This window comes from Achromobacter sp. CSND-B12, from assembly GCF_052906545.1.
Window position 1 is genome coordinate 2,067,971 of record NZ_JBREGJ010000001.1, and the last position, 15,191, is coordinate 2,083,161.

Genomic DNA, 15,191 nt, shown 5'->3' on the forward strand with positions numbered 1-15,191 from the left:
GGCGCATCCAATCCGGAGAGCTTCACCCCATGATCCGTCATCTGGCCCTTGCCACGTCACTGGCCGCGTTGCTCGCCTCCGGCGCCGCCCAGGCGGCCCGCGACGCCTGCCCGCAGGCCGCGGACATCGTGCGCGCGGCCTACCCGCGGGCCCCGAGCGCCGACAACGAAGGCAACATCCGCCTGGGACAGGACAACATCGTCCTGCGGATCGCCGATGCCGACTACGGCGAACCCTTTGCCGTGACGTGCAAGACATGGCCCGCCAAACCCGACCTGCTGCTGGCGGCCATTCCCCTGATGCAGGACACGCCGAATCAGGACGATGGACACCAGGGCGACCTGCGCATCCTGGTGCTGGACCGCGCCACCCTGAAGATCCGCCACGACCTCCGGTTGGAAGGGGTGATGTCGGACGATGCCGTACGCCTGTCCGAGGTGTCCATCGACACCGCCCGCTACGACGTGACCGCCGGCCGCCGCGCCTTCGGCCTGCGGATTTCCCGCGTCGGCGCCTCGCGCGCCAACCCCTTCGGCGAAACCAGCCTGCGCCTGTTCGACATCGGCCCCAAGGGCCTGGCGATGGTGCTGGACGGCCTGATCGTGCACCGCTCCGGCGGCGAATGGGACACCAACTGCGCAGGCAAGTTCTCCAGCCGCGCCGTCACCCTGTCCATGGCCGACACGGTCACCCACGAATACCGCGACATCATCACGAGCGAATCGTACGAGTCGAGCCGCGCGGCCGTGGTGCGCGGCGATTGCGAGGAAAAGGTCGTCGACAAAGGCAAGACGCCCCGCACGCTGAAGTTCGACGGCCAGCGCTATCAGATTCCGGAACGATTGCGGTCGCTGGATCGGGACGGCGCGGGATAAGGCGCGACAACCGCGGCATGGGATTGGCCCAAGAGCGCAACGCCATGCTGGGCGCAACTGTCGAATGCCTTCATTGCGCTGCCTGGCGGAATCCCGCGCCAGGCTGATGCCAAGGGTTTTGCCATGATGTATGATTCGCTTCCATTCTTGCGAATGCGAATTAGAGTCGTTTGCAAAATCTAGACGGAGAGGCCCCAGCGCCGCGGGCTTGAACAGGAATGAAGGCTGACGGATACGGTGCGGCACCGTCCATGGACGTGATCTACGGCGATCACCACGAATGGCTCCAAGGGTGGCTGCGACGCCGCCTGGGCAACGCGGCCGACGCCGCCGACCTGGCCCATGACGCCTTCCTTCGCCTGCTCAGCAAGCCGGCCTCGCAAGGATTCAAGAGCTTTCCAGAGGCACGGGGCTATTTGCGCGCCATGGCCAATGGCCTGTGCGCGGACTTCTGGCGCCGCCGCGAGGTCGAACAAGCCTGGCTGGACACACTGGCCACGCGCCCTGAATCGTTCGAACCGTCGCCCGAGCAACGCGCGTTGGTCATCGAAACGCTGATGGAAATCGGCACGATGCTGAGCCGCTTGCCGCACAAGGCCGCCACCGCCTTCATCCTGGCGCAGGTGGACGGCGTGCCCTACCGCGACATCGCCCGGGACCTCGGCGTGTCGGAACGCATGGTCCAGAAATACATCGCCCAGGGCATGCTGCAATGCGCCTTGATCGATGCCGGGCTGGGCAGATAGGAGCATGGCGCCGCCCTTGCCAAATCCGCCTCCCGGCAATGGGGCCGCGCCCTCGCCGGGCCGCTTGCAGGCGGCCGATTTCGACAGCCTGCAACAGGCCGCCGACTGGTTTGCCCTGTTGCGCGCGGATCGCGTCACCGAGCAGGACAGGAAGGCGTGGCAGGCCTGGCTGCGCGAGCGAACCGAGCACGCCACGGCATGGCATCACGTCGAGGCCGTCAGCCGGCGGTTCGAGCCGCTGCGCGTGGGTGGAGGCGAAGCGGCGCTGGCGGGCGCCGCCGCGGCTCGCAAAGGCGTGCTCAAACGGCGTCGACTGCTGGGCGGCGGCGCCATCGTGCTGGGCACGAGCTTGTTGGGCTGGCAGGGGTGGCGGCATACGCCGCTGCGCGATCAGGCACTGGCGCTAGCCGCCGACCACGCCACCGGCACGGGAGAACGGCGCGACCTGCTGCTGACAGACGGATCCAGAATCTGGCTCAACGCCAGAAGCGCAATGGATGTGGATTACCGCGACGCCGCCCGCCGCTTGACGCTGCTGGCCGGGGAGATCCTGATCGATACGGCGCCCGACCCTGCGCGGCGGCCGTTCTATGTCGAATCCCGTTTTGGACGCATGCAGGCCTTGGGCACGCGTTTCAGCGTGCGCCTGGCGCAAGACCAGGTTCAACTGGACGTCTATGACGGCGAAGTGGCGGTGCGCAACCGTGCCGGCGCGACGGTGAACGTCATGGCAGGCGGCCAAGCCCGCTTCAATGCCGAACGGATCCTGTCCACCGAGCGCGCCGACCCCGCCCGCCAAGCGTGGAGCCGGGGCGTCGTGCTGGCCGACAACCTCCCCTTGAAAACGCTCGTCAATGAGCTGGGACGTTACCGCAAAGGCTATCTGGGCGTGGCGCCGGAAGTCGCCGACATGCTCGTCATGGGCGTATTCCCCGCCGACGACCCCGACCGCGCGCTGGACTTGCTGGAACGCAATCTGCCCGTGCGCGTGCAACGGCCACTGCCATGGTGGACATCGATCGTCGCGCGCTGACAAGAAATTTTTTCCGAGAACCAGTTCGGGTTTTTGAATCTCATCCGATTTACGGAATGAGAGAAGATCAGGCCTACCCGCCGACGGTTTCCCTCTCGCTGCTCACCACCACGCCTTGAGGGACTTTCATCTCATGTTTCGCCGTACCCGCCTGCGCGCCGACCGCGCGCCCGCCACCGCCCCGCGTTTTGCCATCCGGCCCTTCGCGCTTACCCTGCACCTGGCCGTTGCCGGCCTGACCGGCGGCGCGGCGGCGTGGGCGCCGACGGCGCAAGCCCAGGCCAACGACACACGCGACTATGCCATCCCGGCCGGCCCCTTGACCGCCGCCCTCAACCAGCTGGCCGCGGACGCCGGCGTGTTCCTGACCGCGCCGGGCACGCTCACGCAAGGCAAGGCCACGGCTGGCCTGCAGGGCCGCTACACGGTGCAGGCAGCCTTCCAGGCGCTGCTCATCGGGTCCGGGCTGCGGGCTGTCCGGCAAAGCGACAACGCGTACACCCTGCGCGCCGAGAGCGCTGATGCGAACGCAGCCGCAGTCCTGGAACCGGTCGCCGTGTTCGGCAGCTTCGACGCGCCCGTCAGCGAAGGCACGGGCAGCTACACGGTGCCCGTCAGCAAAACCGCGACGAAGATGAACCTGTCGATCAGGGAAACGCCGCAATCGATCAGCGTCATCACCCGGCAGCAGATCGAGGATCAGCAGCTCAACAGCATGACCGACGTGCTGCACCAGACCCCGGGCATCACCATGTCGCAGGATGGCGGCGAACGCTTCAACATCTATTCGCGCGGCAGCGCCATGGATACCTATCAACTGGACGGCGTGACCACCACGCAGGTGAACCAGTCACGCACCATGCCGAGCACCTTGCTCGACATGGCGTTGTATGACCGCGTGGAAGTGGTGCGCGGCGCCACCGGCCTGATGACGGGAGCCGGCAGCCCCAGCGGCACCGTCAACCTGATCCGCAAGCGCCCCACGCACGAGTTCCAGGCCTACGCGCAGGTGGGAGCAGGCTCTTGGGATCTTTATCGCGCTGAAGCCGATATCTCCGGCCCTCTGAGCAGCAACGGAACGCTGCGGGGCCGGATGGTGGTCGCCAAGCAGGACAACCACACGTTCATGGACGCCTACACGCAGGACAAGGACGTGTTGTACGGCGTGGTCGAAGCCGACCTGACGGACACCACGCTGCTGCGGTTCGGCATCGACCACCAACGCTACAAGGCGACGGGCGCGCCAGGTGTGCCCTTGCTCTACACCAACGGCCAGCGGACGGACTTCACGCGCTCGACCAGCTCGGGCGCGCGCTGGATGTACGACGAATTCAAGACCACCAACTACACGCTGAACTTCGAGCAGGCATTGGCGCATGACTGGCAATTCAAGGTCGCCGCCAACCACATGGACGTGGAACGCTCCAACCTGAACGGCTCGTATCGGGTGGGTTCGGGCCGCTCGTTCCTGGACCAGGCCACGGGCCGCGCGGGCATGTTGGCCTACCGGGCTGGCGCGACGCAAACCCAGACCGGCGTGGACGTGACGATCCAGGGCCCGTTCGATCTGGGCGGTCGGACGCATGATTTCATTGCGGGCTTCAATTTCCAGCACTACGAGAACAAGCACAAAGGCTGGGACGTAGGCGTGTCCACGGTCGATTTCAGCACCTGGGGCAACAACATGGCGCGGCCGGGCAACACCGGAACCGTGGGCGAGATCTTCAATGTGAAGTCACGCCAGAATGGCAGCTATGCGGCGCTGCGTCTGAACCCGGTCAATGACGTGCACCTGATCCTGGGCGCCCGACGGTCCGACTACCACTACGACTATTACTATGAAAGCCCGGCCGACAGCTTCCTGCAGACCTACACCATGCGCGCGCGCGGCGAAATCACCCCTTACGCGGGCATTGTCTACGACCTGACGCCCGAGCAATCGGTCTATGCCAGCTACACCGACATCTTCCAGCCGCAATCGTCCCAGGATCGCAATGGCAACGTGCTCGACCCCATCGTGGGCAAGAACTACGAGATGGGCTGGAAAGGGGAATTCCTGAACCGTCGCCTGAACACCAGCGTGGCGATCTACCGGTCCCAGAAAGACAACGTCGCCGAACTGGACGCGGGCTACACGGTGCCGGGCACGGACAACGCGGCTTACCGCGCGGCCAAAGGCGCGAGAACCACCGGCATCGACCTGGAGGTGGCCGGCGAAATCCTGCCGGGTTGGAACATGCATGCGGGATTCAGCCATGCCAAAACCCAAGACGCGCAAGGCGCGCAGTTGCTGACCCAGCAGCCGGTCGACACGCTGCGCCTGTGGACCACGTACCGGCTGGGCGGGGCGTGGAACAAGCTGACGGTGGGCGGCGGCGTCGACTGGACGTCGAAGACCTCGTTGTACTTCAGCCGTTATGACAGCACGGTCAAGCAGGACGCGTACACGGTGGTCAACCTGATGGCACGCTACCAGTTCAACAAGAAGCTGGCCGCGACGTTGAACATCAACAACCTGTTCGACAAGGCCTACTACCAGGGCATCGGTGGCAGTTATGGACATTACGGTTCGCCACGATTCGCCGGCGTGACGCTGCGCTACGATTTTTGAGAGGGCATGAGGCCGACAGGCATCCGTGTAGCTTGCGTCCAGATACCGCTACAGAACGATGCCTGTCAGCAAGCGAGTCGGAAATGCGTTGCAGAGGTACTCCACGAAGGCGGTGACCTTGGTGCTGACCAGCCGACGGGAATTGTGAAGCACCCAGAGTTCGATGGGTCGATCCAGCATGCGGCCCCAGACGACGAGGTCACGCCTGGCCATGGCGGCCTCGATCAACGACCTGGGGAGCAATGCCGCGCCCGCTCCCGCCACTACGGCATCACGCATCGCCAGCACTGACGACATTCGAATACGCACGTCCGGCATGACGCTGTTCAGCGTATCGCCATCCTGATAGCGCCACTCTCCCCCATCGTATCTGGTCGCGTACACGACCGCGGGCACGGACGCGGCCTCCCCTTCGGGCACGGCGGCGGGGCGCTTGAGCGCGGGTGAGGCGACGAGCAGCATTTCGTCCCGGGCAAAGCAACGTCCGACCAGCGTTGCGTCGGGACTCGGATTGATCCGGATGACGGCGTCGTAGCCGTCCTCCACCAAATCGATGTTGCGGTCTTCGGCGATGATCTCCAGCCTGACCTGCGGATAGGCCTTCGCGAAGCCGGCCGCCAGACGCCCCAGCAACGTGGACGAGAACAGCACGGGAGCGCTGACGCGCAACCGGCCTCGCGGTGTGGCCCGGCCGGCGACAGCGAGTTCCGTCGCCTCCACGATTTCGCCAAGCGGACCCTGGATACGTTCCAACAAGGCCTGCCCTTCGTCCGTCAAGCGAAGCGAGCGTGAACCTCGCTCAAGCAGCCGTATCCCCAGGCTTTGCTCCAGGTCCATGATGCGCCTGGACAAGGTGGCCTTGGGCCGGCCGCTCGCGCGGCTGGCTTTTCCGAAACCACCTTGCGACGCAACAAGATGGAAGTCGGCCAGTGTGGACAGGTCCATAATTTGATCCATATTTGAGACGATCCGTCTAAATAATATAGTCTTCATCTCGTTTTTGAAACGTTCTACTGTGTGTCCGCACGCTTCCGGCGCCATTTCCGGACCTACACAGGAGAACCGCATGACCACGCTTTGGGATCCGATCCGCATCGGACGCATGAATCTTCCGCATCGCCTGGCGATGTCCCCGCTCACCCGCAGCCGCGCGATGCCCGACGGCACGCCGAGCGAATTCGCCGCCGAGTACTACTCGCAACGCGCCTCGCTGGGGCTGCTGATCTCGGAAGGCACGCAGCCGTCCGAGGATGGCCAGGGATTTCTCAATTCGCCGGGCCTGCATTCCGACGCCCATGTTGCGGGTTGGCGTGAAATCGCTGACGCAGTGCATGCGCAAGGGGGCCACCTATTCATCCAGATCATGCATGCGGGACGCATGTCGCATCCGGACAATACGCCGCATCACCGCCCGGCGGTGGCCCCATCGGCGATCGCGCCCGACGCGCAAATCTACACCCCCACGGGCTTGAAACAGGTTCCCCGGCCGCGGGCGCTGTCCCAGGCGGAAATCCAAGACACGGTCGCCGACTTCCGCCTGGCCGCGGCCCGCGCGATTGAAGCAGGCGCGGATGGCGTGGAGATCCACGCCGCCAATGGATATCTGATCCAGCAATTCCTTTCCCCCAACGCGAATACCCGCGAGGACATCTACGGCGGCTCGATCGCCAATCGCATGCGCTTTGCGCTGGAAGTCGCCACGGCGGTCGCGCAAGAGATCGGGGCCGACCGCACGGGCATCCGCCTTTCGCCAGGATCCCGTCTGGGCGGCATCGACGAAGGATCGAACCATGACGAGCTGTATCGCGCGTTGGTGGCCGAGCTTGCGAAGCTGGGCCTGGCATACCTTCATATCGCCCATAACGGCGATGAGCCGCTCTTGCAGGCCATCCGGGCGTTGTGGCCAGGCGCCCTGCTGGTCAACCGCGTAAACCGGCCGCTGGAACTGATCGGGCAGGACATTGAGTCGGGCCTGGCCGACGTGTCGCCGGTGGGCCGTTGGGCTCTCGCGAATCCGGATCTGGTGCATCGCTTACGCGCCGGACACGCGTTGAACGAAGCCGATCCGCAGACCTTCTACGGCGGCGGCGCGCGCGGCTATACGGACTACCCGCGGTTGCAGGATCAAGCGCAGGTCCCGGGCTGATTTCCTCCCTCCACCAGACCGATCATCGGAAACTCCCATGGCTCGATTCTTCTTCATCGCACTCTCGGTCCTGACCGCCTGCGCCTGCGCGGGCGCCGCTCACGCTGAGCCTTCACCGACGTCGACGGCGCCGGCAGCGCAACGGCAGACGCCCGCAACCGGGAAATCGGGCGAACAGGTTCTTCAAGAACTTATCGCGGCGCGCAAGGCGGGCGAAATGTGGCGAGGCAACGCCGCGCCCTCGGCCATCGATCCCCTCACACCTCGACGCGCACCGACAGACGCACCGGCACCCGCTCAAATCGCGCCGGCGTCCACCCAAAACGCATCGGCACGCGCTCGATGATTTTCCATATTTCTCATTCAAATTGATTTCAAGGAAGGAACCGACATGCCTCAAACCATCAACCGCAGGACTTTCCTGCAGGGCGCCGCGGCCGCGGGAATCGCGTTGTCCACGCCCATCGCCGCTCGAGCGGGCGGGAAGGCCCAAGCCTCGCCTGCCGGGGATCTCGCCCCGACGCCGATCTGGCCTGGCGGTATCGAGAAGCCGCTGATGCCCTATACCCCGGCCCTCAAGGCGGCGGGCTGGCTCTTCATCGCAGGCCAGTTGGCCAGCGATTTCGAGACTGGCGTGGCGCCGCAGGCCATCAGCAATGGCCCCGATGCCGAGCAGCTGGCGTTGCAAACGCGCTTCGTCATGAGCAATGTGGCGAAGACGGTAGCCGCCGCCGGACTGGACTTTGGCCGGGACACGGCGCGCCTGTGGCAGTGGCTCACCTCGCCTTATCCGACGGCTGAAGAACTCGCCAAGGGCAACAACTGGCCTCGCATTCCGACCGCGGCGCTCTTTAGCGAACGGGCCGGCTTTCTACAGTCGCCCGGCCCCATCTCGACGTCCATGGGGGTCAAAGCGCTGATGGTCAAGGACACCCGGCTCGAAGTCGACCTTATCTGCATAGACGATGGCTCGAGCAACGAAGGTTTTGAGTCGCCCGCGCCGGCTCCCGCCCAGGCAGCCGTGATCCGCCGCGGGGACTGGGTCTTTCTGTCGAGCGAAACCTGGCAGCGCACCGCAGTCAGCGGCGGGACGGAACAGCAAGCCGATCAGATCCTGAGCCACTTCGCCAAGCTGGCGGAAAAGGCCGGCGCATCGCTGCGGCGCACCGTCAAGGCCGAGATCCATATCGGCCATCCGTCCGAATATGCAGGGATGGAAGCCGCATGGAAGCGTTGGTTTCCCAAGAATCCGCCCGCCCGCGTGGTCATGCCAAACATGGGCCTGACCGGCGGCAAGGGGCGCCGCATCGAAATCGCGTTGACCCTGCTTGCCGACAACAGCCGCAAGACGATCGACATTGTGCACACCGACAAAGCCCCCCAGCCCTTCAGCCACGAGCCCCAGGCGGTCAAGGCCGGCAACCTGTTGTTCCTGAGCCAACAGATGGCGTTCGATTCGACGGGCAAGCTGGCAGCCGGCATGAGCCGTCATCCCAACTTCCCATACTACGGCCAACCGTCGCGGCAGCAGATGGCCTACATGCTCAAGAACGTGGGCGAGATTTGCCTGGCCGCCGGTTCATCGCTGGAAAACGTAGTGAAGCGAGTCTGCTTCCACGACGACGGCCAGAACTTCGCGGAAGCGATGAGCGAATGGTCTGACCATTTCCCAGGTCTCAAGCCGGCATCAACCACGCTGGTGACGGGCGGGCCATTGGTGATCGCCGGCGCCCACACGCTCCTGGACATTACGGCATACGTGCCCTGACGCCCCCGTCATTTTCAGGAACCCTGCGATGCCCGGTCTTCCGCTACTGACGGCGCACGACTTCGCTACGAACCACCTTTCCTGGGACGACCTGAGGATAGTCAAGGCGCTCAGCGATTCGGGAAGCCGGACGAGCGCAGCCGATGCCCTGGGTTGGAATGTCTCCACCTTGTCGCGGCGGATCGCGCGTCTGGAACGAACCCTCGGGATCAAGATCTTTACGCACCGGCGCACGGGCTATACGTTGACGCAGGCAGGGCAAGCACTGCGAGCGCTGGGCGATCGCATCGAGCTGGACATCGTCAGCGTTGCCCGGCAGATTGGATCGTCCAGCCACGAACCCGTTGGTAGTCTGCGCATAACCACCAGTGATTCCCTGCTTCTGCACTTCCTGACGCCTATCGTTGCCGCATTCAGAACACGTCATGCCGCAATACAGATTGAAATTCTGGTCGGCAACGACTCCTTGAATCTGGCGCGCGGCGAATCGGATGTCGCCCTGCGGGCTACGAAGACGCCGCCCGATACACTCGTCGGGCGGCGTCTGGCGACGATTGCGTGGGCGCCGTATGGCCGCCGGGCAGACTTTCCTCACAAAACGCCGTCAAACGAGCGCCTCTACGATCAAGTCTGGGTATCCTACGCCGGCCGCCTATCCGGTCTGCGGGCGGTGGCGTACGTCGACATGCGCGTCGCGCCACAGAGCATCCTGTATCGCGCGGATTCCGTGGCGGCAGTGCACACCGCCATCTCGGCCGGCATGGGGATGGGATTCCTTCCCTGCATGCTGGGGGACGCAACGCCCGGGTTGGTTCGTATGGGTCCGACCGAGCCGGAGCTCGACGATGAACTTTGGCTGCTCACCCATCCGGACATCCGGATGTCGCCTCCCGTACAGCGCTTCATGCACTTTTGCTCGGAAGCCGTGCGCGGACAGAAGTCCCTCATCGAGGGCCACCGGCCCGCGTCCATTGCCTGAACACAACCACCCGCGGCGTTACGCTTCGGCGCCGCGGCCAAGAATGGCTTTGCAGGAAATCTCGATGAGCTGTGCGGACATGGCAAGCCGCGCCACGCCAATCAAATTACTCGCGCACTGTGGCCGTTGGGTTCCGTAGGCGTCTTTGCGCACCTTGCCGGCCGCGGCGAACGCGGCGTCAACGTCCAGTACGTACAGGGTTTCCTCGACCACGTTATCGAGCGTCGCGCCGAATTGCGCGAGCACCTTGGAAATGTTGTCGTATGTCCTGCGCATTTGCGCTTCCATGTCCGAGAAATCTCTCGGGCGGCCATGGCTGTCCAACTCGGCAGGCGCCACGAGATTACCCGTGTCGTCATGGCTGAGTTGGCCGGACACGTATATTTCACGGCCGACCCGGATCGCCTGCGCATAGCCGTAGGCGCTTTCCCAGGGCACGTTCAAATAAGCGGCCTGCTTGCCGATGGGATACGCGGTCGTGTTCATGTGTGATCCTTTGCCGGCGCCGCAGCGAGGGGCGCCGCTTGCACCTGTGTGGGAGAGAACCCACAGGCTAGCAAGCATCCCCGGCGCTCAGGGCGCAATTTTGCGCGTTGGATGACGCAGAATTGCACTGCCTGTGGAGCGAGCGGCCTTACGCCAGCAGCGCCGCCGCGGCGCGGCCCGCCATCATGTCTTCGAACAGGGCCGCCAGGCTCGGGGCGACCTCGCGGGTGTCCTCGAATTCCGGCTCGATGCCGTGCACGATGCGGCCCGAGTCGCCCTCTATCGCCAGGAATTCGTATTCACCGGCAACGCTCATGTAGATCAGCGTGTGCCGCTGCCAGAAGTCCAGGACCGCCTGCCGGCCGGCCTCGTCCAGCGCGGCCTCCAGGCTGATGTCGCGCAGCGCGTGCCAGGCAAAGGCGCTGTCCGCCGTGCCGTCATGGTCGGCCGCGCTCAGGAACCAGCGTGTCTGGTCCGCGTTGTGCAATTCGGTGAACGTCGCCAGGCCAGGTCGGGCGCGCGATGAGGCGGCGCTACGCGGCCAGGGCTGCGAGTTCGCGGGCCTCGCCAGCCGCGAAGACCGCCGCATCAACGCGCGGCCGCCGCGTGGGGACGGGCGCCAGGCGGCGCACGGCCGCCAGCACATCCTGCGGCTCGGCGGGCTTGCGCATCAGGGTGGCGCGCCCTTCACAGGCCGCGGCGATCTCGGATTCCGGGCGGCCGCTCAGCACCAGCACCGGCGTGTCGCACAGGTAGGCATTCTCGCGCATGGCGGTCAGCAGGGCCCCGCCGTCCATGCCGGGCATGGAGAAGTCCGTGATGACCAGATCCGGCTGCACTTCGAGCATTTGCCGCAGCGCGGTCAAGCCGTCCGTGTGCGTCGTGACGTCATAGCCTTCGCCACTCAGGAATTCACTCATCAGGGCGACCAGCACGGCCTGGTCGTCGACCAAAAGGATTTTCGTCATGGTTGTCGGTGCCACGCATTCAAGACGCCGGCGGGCAAAACAGAGGGGAGAGGTCGAATCCTAGGACATGCGGGCCCTTCATGTGCTAAGTATTTGTATCCGGGCGCAACGAGTGCCCCATACCCTGTATAGTCCACCGGTCTGTCCCCCGAACTTTAAACCGTTCTCATGCCGAATTCGCAACAATCCGCCAGCCGCCACACCCTTCCGCGCACCTTGATGGCCGGTTTCGTGACGGCGGCGCTGGCCACCCTGGTCATCGCCTTCGTCAACGTGCGCTCGGCCGAGACCCGGACGGAGGCGGTCAGGGCCATGGACCGCGCCACCGAGACCGTGCGCCAACTGAGCCTGTTCAACTCGGCGCTCAAGGATGCCGAGATCGGCCAGCGCGGCTACCTGCTGACGGGCGACCCGGCATACCTGCAGCCGTACCTGCGCTCGGTGCCGTTGATCGAACAGCGCCTGGCGCTGGTCAAGGAAGCGGCCACCGCGGACTCGGCGCAGCGCCGCATCGTCAACGACATCGCGGGCATCACCCAGCAGAAGCTGACGGAACTGCGCGAGACCATCGAAATGCGCAAGGCCGGCGACGTGGAAGGCGCAATGGCCGTGGTGCGCACCGATGCCGGCAAGGAAGCGATGGACCGGTTGCGCGACCTGGTCGCCGATCTGTACACGCGCCAGCTGGGCCAGGTCGAGGAGCAACGCGAAACCTGGGCCGCGGCCTCGACCACCTCGACCTATTACTCATGGGGCGGGTCGATGCTGCTTCTGGCGCTGATCCTGGCGTCGGCCGCGGTGACCATCCGTGAGTACCGCGCCAAGGCGCGCCAGGCCTGGGTCACGACCGGCCTCTCGGGCCTGAGCCTGCGCTTGCGGGGCGATCATCGCCTGGACGAAATCGGCAAGCGCGCGCTGGACTACCTGGCGGACTACCTGCACGCCAGCGTCGGCGCCGGCTACGTCGTCAACCACGGCGGCGACGAGCTGGAACTCTTCGGCGGCTACGCCCTGCCGGCCGAGCGCCTGGCGCAGAAGATCCCCGCCGCGCAAGGGCTGGTCGGGCAGGCGGCCAGTTCGCGCAAGCTGCTGCACCTGCGCGATGTACCGCCCGACCACCTCCCGGTCTCGTCGGCCACGGGCACGTCCAATCCGGCCGAACTGATCCTCGCGCCCGCCATACAGAACGATCGTGTCTATGCCGTGATCGAACTGGGCTTCACCCACGCCGTGGGCCAGAGCGAGCGCAGCCTGCTCGAGGGCGCCTCCGAGATGCTGGCCTCGGCGATCCGCGCCGGCCTGGACCGCACGCGGCTGGAGGCGCTGCTGGCGGAAACCCAGCGCCAGTCGGAAGAACTGCAGACCCAGCAGGAAGAATTGCGCGTCAGCAATGAAGAGCTGGAACAGCAGAGCCGCATCCTGCAGGAATCGCAGGCGCGCATGGAGGTGCAGCAGACCGAGCTCAAGCAGGCCAACGTCAGCCTGGAACTGCAGACCGAGCAATTGTTGCGGGTGCAGGGCGCGCTGACCGACAAGGCGCGGCTGCTGACGCAGGCCAGCCAGTACAAGAGCGAGTTCCTGGCCAACATGAGCCACGAACTGCGCACCCCGTTGAATTCGACGCTGATCCTGTCCAAGCTGCTGTCCGAAAACAAGCCGGGCAACCTGAGCGCCGACCAGGTCAAGTATGCACAGACCATCTACGAAGCGGGCAGCGACCTGCTGGCGCTGATCAACGACATTCTGGACCTGGCCAAGATCGAGGCCGGCCAGGCCACCGTGGAGGTCGAGGCCGTGGCCATCGCGCCGGCGCTCGAGCGGCTGCTGGATCCGCTGCGCCCGATCGCGCAGGACAAGCGCCTGACCCTGGAACTGGACATCGCCGCCGACGTGCCGGCGTCTTTGCATACCGACCCGCAGCGGCTGGGCCAGGTGCTGAAGAACCTGCTGTCGAACGCCCTCAAGTTCACCGAGCGAGGCAGCGTTGCGCTCACGGTGTCGCGCGCGCCGCGCAACATGCTGTCGTTCGCCGTGCAGGACACCGGCATCGGCGTGCCGGCCGACCAGCAGGAACTGATCTTCGAGGCCTTCCGCCAGGCCGATGGCAGCAGCCATCGCAAGCATGGCGGCACCGGTCTGGGGCTGTCGATCTCGCGCGACCTGGCCAAGCTGCTGGGTGGATCCCTGTCGCTGGTCAGCACGCCGGGGCAAGGCAGCGTGTTCACGCTGCTGCTGCCGATGCGCCTGGAGGCCACGCCTGCGGCGCCCGTCCCCAGCCTGCCCGCGCCGATCCCGACGCCGCCCGCCATTCCCGCCTGGGCGGTGCCCGCCGCCGCGCCTGCGGCCGAGCCGGTCCAGCCAGACCCGGAACCGGCCGGCGAGGCCGGCCGCACCATCCTGGTCATCGAGGACGATGAACGCTTCGCCGGCATTCTCGGCGACCTGGCGCACGAAATGGGCTTCGGCTGCCTGGCCGCGCACACCGCGACCGACGGCCTGGCGCTGGCGGCACAGCGCCGGCCCGACGCCATCGTGCTCGACATCAACCTGCCCGACTTCTCGGGCCTGGGCGTGCTGGACCAGCTCAAGCGCAACCCCCACACGCGCCACATCCCGGTGCACATCGTGTCGGTGGCCGACTACGCCCAGGAGGCCATGGGCCGCGGCGCGATCGGCTACGCGCTCAAGCCCGTCAAGCGCGAGGAACTGACCCAGGCGCTGCTGCGCCTGGAAGCCAAGTTCACCCAGAACGTGCGGCGCGTGCTGGTGGTGGAGGACGACGACCGCCAGCGCGAAAGCGTGCGGGAGCTTCTGGCGCGCGACGATGTGGAGATCGTGCCGGCCGCGACCGCCGGCGCCGCCCTGGAGCTGCTGCGCGAAACCACCTTCGATTGCGTGGTCATGGACCTGAACCTGCCAGACATCAGCGGCTACGAATTGCTGCGCGAGATGGCCGAGCAGGAGAGCGTGTCGTTCCCGCCCGTGATCGTGTACACGGGCCGGGCGCTGTCGCGCGACGAGGAGCAGCAACTGCGCCGCTTCTCCAAGTCCATCATCATCAAGGACGCGCGCTCGCCCGAACGCCTGCTCGACGAGGTGACGCTGTTCCTGCACCAGGTCGAGGCCGACCTGCCGCCGCAGCAGCGCCAGATGCTGGAGCTGGCCCGCAGCCGCGACAGCGCGCTCGAAGGCCGCACGGTGCTGGTGGTCGAGGACGATGTGCGCAACGTGTTCGCGCTGTCGAGCATCCTGGAGCCGACCGGCCTGCGGGTGGAGATCGCGCGCAACGGCCGCGAGGCCCTCGAGGCGCTGGACCGCGTCGGCGTGGACGGCCACCCGGTGATCGACCTGGTGCTGATGGACATCATGATGCCCGAGATGGACGGCTACACCGCCATGCGCGAGATCCGCGCGCGGCCGGAGTGGCGCCGCCTGCCGATCATCGCGCTGACCGCCAAGGCCATGAAGGACGACCAGGAGAAATGCCTGGCCGCCGGCGCCAACGACTACATCGCCAAGCCGCTGGACGTGGAACGGCTGTTGTCGCTGGTGCGCGTCTGGATGCGCAAGTAACGCGGC

At 65.7% G+C, this 15,191-nt stretch carries 13 protein-coding genes; 9 read left to right on the forward strand and 4 right to left on the reverse strand.

All coding sequences use genetic code 11. The features are described 5' to 3' along the window. Positions 1-29 precede the first annotated feature (29 nt). The 4 genes from ACUTAG_RS09665 to ACUTAG_RS09680 all read left to right on the forward strand — a co-directional run bounded on the left by ACUTAG_RS09665 (position 30) and on the right by ACUTAG_RS09680 (position 5,265). Positions 30-875, forward strand: a complete 846-nt coding sequence (locus ACUTAG_RS09665; RefSeq protein WP_446650117.1) for a hypothetical protein — start codon at positions 30-32, stop codon at positions 873-875. Between the two features lie 218 nt (positions 876-1,093). Further along, entirely contained in the window at positions 1,094-1,621 is a 528-nt protein-coding gene (locus tag ACUTAG_RS09670) for a sigma-70 family RNA polymerase sigma factor (protein WP_006385982.1), read from the forward strand. 4 nt (positions 1,622-1,625) lie between these two features. After that, positions 1,626-2,654, forward strand: a complete 1,029-nt coding sequence (locus tag ACUTAG_RS09675) for a FecR domain-containing protein (RefSeq protein ID WP_223821508.1) — start codon at positions 1,626-1,628, stop codon at positions 2,652-2,654. Between the two features lie 133 nt (positions 2,655-2,787). Next, positions 2,788-5,265, forward strand: a complete 2,478-nt coding sequence (locus ACUTAG_RS09680; protein ID WP_446650118.1) for a TonB-dependent siderophore receptor — start codon at positions 2,788-2,790, stop codon at positions 5,263-5,265. Positions 5,266-5,313: 48 nt separating this feature from the next. On the opposite strand, the gene ACUTAG_RS09685 is transcribed toward ACUTAG_RS09680, so the two are convergent. Then, positions 5,314-6,210, reverse strand: coding sequence for a LysR family transcriptional regulator (locus ACUTAG_RS09685; protein ID WP_054473611.1), 897 nt, complete (start codon positions 6,208-6,210; stop codon positions 5,314-5,316). A 121-nt stretch (positions 6,211-6,331) separates the two neighbouring features. Between ACUTAG_RS09685 and ACUTAG_RS09690 the strand changes: the two genes are divergently transcribed. From ACUTAG_RS09690 to ACUTAG_RS09705, 4 genes are read left to right on the forward strand one after another with little or no spacing between them, the layout of a single operon-like run. Then, positions 6,332-7,411 carry an alkene reductase gene (locus ACUTAG_RS09690; RefSeq protein WP_446650119.1) on the forward strand — a complete coding sequence of 360 codons (1,080 nt, stop codon included), beginning with the start codon at positions 6,332-6,334 and terminating at the stop codon, positions 7,409-7,411. 37 nt (positions 7,412-7,448) lie between these two features. Further along, positions 7,449-7,757, forward strand: a complete 309-nt coding sequence (locus ACUTAG_RS09695; protein ID WP_109421700.1) for a DUF4148 domain-containing protein — start codon at positions 7,449-7,451, stop codon at positions 7,755-7,757. Between the two features lie 45 nt (positions 7,758-7,802). Next, entirely contained in the window at positions 7,803-9,179 is a 1,377-nt protein-coding gene (locus tag ACUTAG_RS09700) for a RidA family protein (protein ID WP_054481837.1), read from the forward strand. 28 nt (positions 9,180-9,207) lie between these two features. After that, the gene (locus tag ACUTAG_RS09705; protein WP_054445861.1) at positions 9,208-10,158 is read left to right on the forward strand and encodes a LysR family transcriptional regulator; all 951 of its coding nucleotides are present in this window, start codon (positions 9,208-9,210) and stop codon (positions 10,156-10,158) included. Between the two features lie 18 nt (positions 10,159-10,176). On the opposite strand, the gene ACUTAG_RS09710 is transcribed toward ACUTAG_RS09705, so the two are convergent. The 3 genes from ACUTAG_RS09710 to ACUTAG_RS09720 all read right to left on the reverse strand — a co-directional run bounded on the left by ACUTAG_RS09710 (position 10,177) and on the right by ACUTAG_RS09720 (position 11,612). Next, positions 10,177-10,644 (reverse strand): RidA family protein, encoded by a 468-nt coding sequence (locus tag ACUTAG_RS09710; RefSeq protein ID WP_054445862.1) that lies wholly within the window; start codon positions 10,642-10,644, stop codon positions 10,177-10,179. 148 nt (positions 10,645-10,792) lie between these two features. Continuing rightward, positions 10,793-11,131 (reverse strand): hypothetical protein, encoded by a 339-nt coding sequence (locus ACUTAG_RS09715; protein WP_262352230.1) that lies wholly within the window; start codon positions 11,129-11,131, stop codon positions 10,793-10,795. 46 nt (positions 11,132-11,177) lie between these two features. Beyond that, on the reverse strand, positions 11,178-11,612 hold the full coding sequence (locus tag ACUTAG_RS09720; protein WP_223308610.1) for a response regulator: 435 nt from the start codon (positions 11,610-11,612) through the stop codon (positions 11,178-11,180). Positions 11,613-11,780: 168 nt separating this feature from the next. Here ACUTAG_RS09720 and ACUTAG_RS09725 point away from each other — a divergent pair, with 168 nt between their 5' ends. Further along, entirely contained in the window at positions 11,781-15,185 is a 3,405-nt protein-coding gene (locus ACUTAG_RS09725; RefSeq protein ID WP_148317137.1) for a response regulator, read from the forward strand. The last annotated feature ends 6 nt before the right edge of the window (positions 15,186-15,191 follow it).

Excerpts from the sequence above, each read along its gene's own strand:
- ACUTAG_RS09665 (WP_446650117.1), top strand. The coding sequence starts at position 30 with ATGATCCGTCATCTGGCCCTTGCCACGTCACTGGCCGCGTTGCTCGCC.
- ACUTAG_RS09670 (WP_006385982.1), top strand. The coding sequence starts at position 1,094 with ATGAAGGCTGACGGATACGGTGCGGCACCGTCCATGGACGTGATCTAC.
- ACUTAG_RS09675 (WP_223821508.1), top strand. The coding sequence starts at position 1,626 with ATGGCGCCGCCCTTGCCAAATCCGCCTCCCGGCAATGGGGCCGCGCCC.
- ACUTAG_RS09680 (WP_446650118.1), top strand. The coding sequence starts at position 2,788 with ATGTTTCGCCGTACCCGCCTGCGCGCCGACCGCGCGCCCGCCACCGCC.
- ACUTAG_RS09685 (WP_054473611.1), bottom strand. The coding sequence starts at position 6,210 with ATGGACCTGTCCACACTGGCCGACTTCCATCTTGTTGCGTCGCAAGGT.
- ACUTAG_RS09690 (WP_446650119.1), top strand. The coding sequence starts at position 6,332 with ATGACCACGCTTTGGGATCCGATCCGCATCGGACGCATGAATCTTCCG.
- ACUTAG_RS09695 (WP_109421700.1), top strand. The coding sequence starts at position 7,449 with ATGGCTCGATTCTTCTTCATCGCACTCTCGGTCCTGACCGCCTGCGCC.
- ACUTAG_RS09700 (WP_054481837.1), top strand. The coding sequence starts at position 7,803 with ATGCCTCAAACCATCAACCGCAGGACTTTCCTGCAGGGCGCCGCGGCC.
- ACUTAG_RS09705 (WP_054445861.1), top strand. The coding sequence starts at position 9,208 with ATGCCCGGTCTTCCGCTACTGACGGCGCACGACTTCGCTACGAACCAC.
- ACUTAG_RS09710 (WP_054445862.1), bottom strand. The coding sequence starts at position 10,644 with ATGAACACGACCGCGTATCCCATCGGCAAGCAGGCCGCTTATTTGAAC.
- ACUTAG_RS09720 (WP_223308610.1), bottom strand. The coding sequence starts at position 11,612 with ATGACGAAAATCCTTTTGGTCGACGACCAGGCCGTGCTGGTCGCCCTG.
- ACUTAG_RS09725 (WP_148317137.1), top strand. The coding sequence starts at position 11,781 with ATGCCGAATTCGCAACAATCCGCCAGCCGCCACACCCTTCCGCGCACC.